4 protein-coding genes and 1 pseudogene are annotated in these 2,845 nt (G+C 73.9%); 2 read left to right on the top strand and 3 right to left on the bottom strand.

What is annotated here, in order from left to right; translation table 11 throughout:
• The coding region (locus tag VR44_RS31500) for a class II glutamine amidotransferase (RefSeq protein ID WP_045951034.1) at positions 1 to 317 on the bottom strand (317 nt) is incomplete at its 3' end.
• 218 nt (positions 318 to 535) lie between these two features.
• Positions 536 to 1,117, bottom strand: coding sequence for a TetR/AcrR family transcriptional regulator (locus VR44_RS31495; protein WP_045951033.1), 582 nt, complete (start codon positions 1,115 to 1,117; stop codon positions 536 to 538).
• 101 nt (positions 1,118 to 1,218) lie between these two features.
• Between VR44_RS31495 and VR44_RS31490 the strand changes: the two are divergent.
• Together VR44_RS31490 and VR44_RS31485 are read left to right on the top strand one after the other, a co-directional pair.
• Positions 1,219 to 1,664 (top strand): annotated as a pseudogene (locus VR44_RS31490) (nuclear transport factor 2 family protein).
• Positions 1,661 to 2,545, top strand: a complete 885-nt coding sequence (locus VR44_RS31485) for an NAD(P)H-binding protein (protein ID WP_045951032.1) — start codon at positions 1,661 to 1,663, stop codon at positions 2,543 to 2,545. Before VR44_RS31490 ends, VR44_RS31485 begins: the two are co-directional and overlap by 4 nt.
• Here VR44_RS31485 and VR44_RS31480 read toward each other — a convergent pair.
• A partial coding sequence (locus VR44_RS31480; RefSeq protein WP_045951031.1) for a hypothetical protein occupies positions 2,532 to 2,845 on the bottom strand: 314 nt, incomplete at its 5' end. The two genes, VR44_RS31485 and VR44_RS31480, sit on opposite strands and share 14 nt — an antisense overlap.

Here is a 2,845-nt window from a genome sequence, read left to right as displayed (position 1 = left end):
TGACGGAACGGGTGGCAGTTGGTCTGCTGCACGGCCGAGCCCGTCGAGGCGCGCACGTGAGCGAAGAACAAGGGGGAGCGGACGTGCGCCGCGAGCTCCCGCAGGTTGCGGTTGTTCCAGGCCGGCGCGGTGTCCCGGAAGACCGCGGGCGTGCCGTCCCCGTCGGGGCTGTACCAGCCGACGCCGAAGCCATCGCCGTTGGTGGTTTCGACACCCAACCGCGCCCGCAGGCTCTGATTGATCAGCGAGTGCTCCGGGCGGTAGAGCACGGCATCGAGCAACAGGGGCGACCCCGAGTAAGCCAGCCACCGGCACATCCGCAACACCCTCCTTCACGTACACCGAGGTGGCCGCACGGCTGCGCGGCCCGGTGCGGGCCGACCCCACCATCATGGCAATCCGTCAGCCCCCTCGCCTGTCGACGGGCTCACGGCCGGTGCGCGGGACCGCGGCTCCCGGCCGCGCCGCACCCGGCCATGTCCGTTCGGGACGCGGGCGTGCCCCGCGCCCCACGGGTGTGAATCCGCGACCGGTCTCAGCGTGCGGTGAGGAACCTGGCGGCGTATCCCGCCAGTTGGGCCCGCAGCCGCTCGCGCTCCACCCCTTCCCGGCCGGCCAGGCGCTCGACGAGGTCGGCCCGGGTGGCGGCGAGGAGGGCGTGCGCGGCGAAGCCCGCGTCGGCCATGCCCGGAACCTCTTCCAGCGCGGACCGGAGCACGCCGTGCCACCAGTCGTAGTGACCGGCCTGGTACGGGCTGCTGCTCCCGGTCTCCTCCAGGGCCAGTGCGAGGCGGCGGTTGTCGAGTTTGAAGCAGAGGAGGGCGTCGAGCAGGGCGGGCACCCGCTCCCGCGGCGGGGTGGCGGGCCCGAGGGGCGGCGGGCCCGTCTCCACCGCTTCCCGGACGGGCTCCAGCCGAGCCTCGTACAGCGCGCGGAGCAGACCGGTGCGGTCGCCGAAGGCGCGGAAGAGGGTGCCCTTGCCGACACCGGCCGCTGCCGCGATGTCGGCCATCGTGAGTTCCTCGGGGCTCTCGCAGCGGCCGAAGAGGGCGTCGGCGGCCTCCAGGACGGCCTGTCGGTTGCGGGCCGCGTCCTTGCGGGGCTTGCGCTCGGTCACGCCGTTCCTTCCCGTCGGATTGAAAAACGGACCCGGGGTCCGTATCTTTCGTTGAAGCGGACCCGAGGTCCGTTTTCCTGAGGGAGAGGATACCCATACCCATGTCCGTACCCGTGTCGGCCTCCCCGGCGGATCTCTACCGCCACGGCCTGCGACTCCTGCTCGACAAGGACATCCCGGGCTGGGTGGGCCTGTGGGCGGAGGGCGGCGTGATGGAGTTCCCGTGTTCCCGTTCGCGCCCCCGGGATGGCCCCGGCGGCTGGAGGGGCGCGAGGCCGTCGCCGCGTACATGCGCCCCTACCCCGAGCGCATCGATCTCCACGACTTTCCCGAGGCCGATCTCCGGATCCACGAGACCGCCGACCCGCGCACGATCGTGGCCGAGATGCGCGGGGTCGGCCGGCTGGTGGGTCCCGGCCGCCCCTTCGACATGACGTACATCGCCGTGGTCACCGTCGAGGACGGGAAGTTCACCTCCTACCGCGACTACTGGAACCCGCTCGCCGTCCCCGAGACGGACGCCGACGGCGCCGAGGCCCTCCGATGACGACGAACGCCCCCCTTCCCCCCGTCGGCACCACGCTGGTCACGGGTGCCACCGGCACCACCGGCAGCCGCACCTGCGCGCAGCTGACCGCCGCCGGGCACACGGTCAAGGCGGCCGGCCGCAGGGCCACCCCGGTGCCGGGCACCGAAGCGGTCGCCTTCGACTGGTACGACGCCGCCACCCACGCCGCCGCCCTCGACGGCGTCGACCGCGTGTACGTGGTCCCGCCCGTGGGCGACCCCGACCCCGCCGCCGTCGTCCTGCCCTTCCTGCGCCGGGCCCGGGCCGTCGGCGTACGGCGCGCGGTGCTGCTGAGCGCCTCCTCCATCCAGAAGGGCGGTCCGGCCGTGGGCCGGGTGCACGAGGCTCTGCCGGGCATCTTCGACGAATGGGCGGTGCTCCGGCCGTCCTGGTTCATGCAGAACTTCTCCGGCGATCACATGCACGCGCACGGCATCCGCACCGATGGGGTCATCCACACCGCCACGGGGACCGGCCGGGTCGGCTTCGTGGATGCCGAGGACATCGCGGCCGTGGCCGCCCGCGCCCTGACCGGCCCGCGCGCCCCCAACACCGACCTCGTGCTCACCGGCCCCGAGACGCTCAGCTACGACGACATCGCCGCCATCGTCGCGGAGGCCACCGGACGGCCCGTGCTCCACCGGCCGCTGTCCCACCGAGAGCTGCGGGGCCGTCTGACGGCGCTGATGCCCGAGGAATTCGCCACGCTGCTGGCCGACATGGACGAGGCCATCGCCATGGGGGCCGAGGACCGGGTCACCGACTCCGTCCGGTCGGTCACCGGACGCCCCGCGCGTGACTTCCGCTCCGTCATGGACCGGGAGCGCGACCACGGGCGCGGTGGGGTCAGACGGCGCTGAGGCGGGCGAGGGCGCTGTGCAGGCGGCGGATGGCGTCCTCGGCGTCCGTGTACTGCTCGGGGGTCGGTTCGACGGCGCCGAAGGTGGGGCCTTGTGCGTCGGGCAGGGCGCGCCAGTGCAGCACGGGTGCGAGGGCGGTGGCGGCCGCGCCGAGGAACCAGGCGAGGCGCCCGTGGACGCCGGCGAGCGCGACCGCCAGCACGGCCAGGGCTTCCCGCAGCTGCGCCAGCCGGCCGATCGCGGTCAGGGCCTCCTGGGCGTGCGGGGTGCCGATGGCGGCCCGGAGATCGGCGGCGGCCT

It is taken from the genome of Streptomyces katrae (genome assembly GCF_000966975.1).
Lineage (GTDB): Bacteria > Actinomycetota > Actinomycetes > Streptomycetales > Streptomycetaceae > Streptomyces > Streptomyces katrae.
This window is presented reverse-complemented; position numbering and strand designations above follow the sequence as displayed.

What these genes read in the sequence shown, in the direction of transcription:
- VR44_RS31485 (WP_045951032.1), top strand. Translation starts at nt 1,661, where the DNA reads ATGACGACGAACGCCCCCCTTCCCCCCGTCGGCACCACGCTGGTCACG.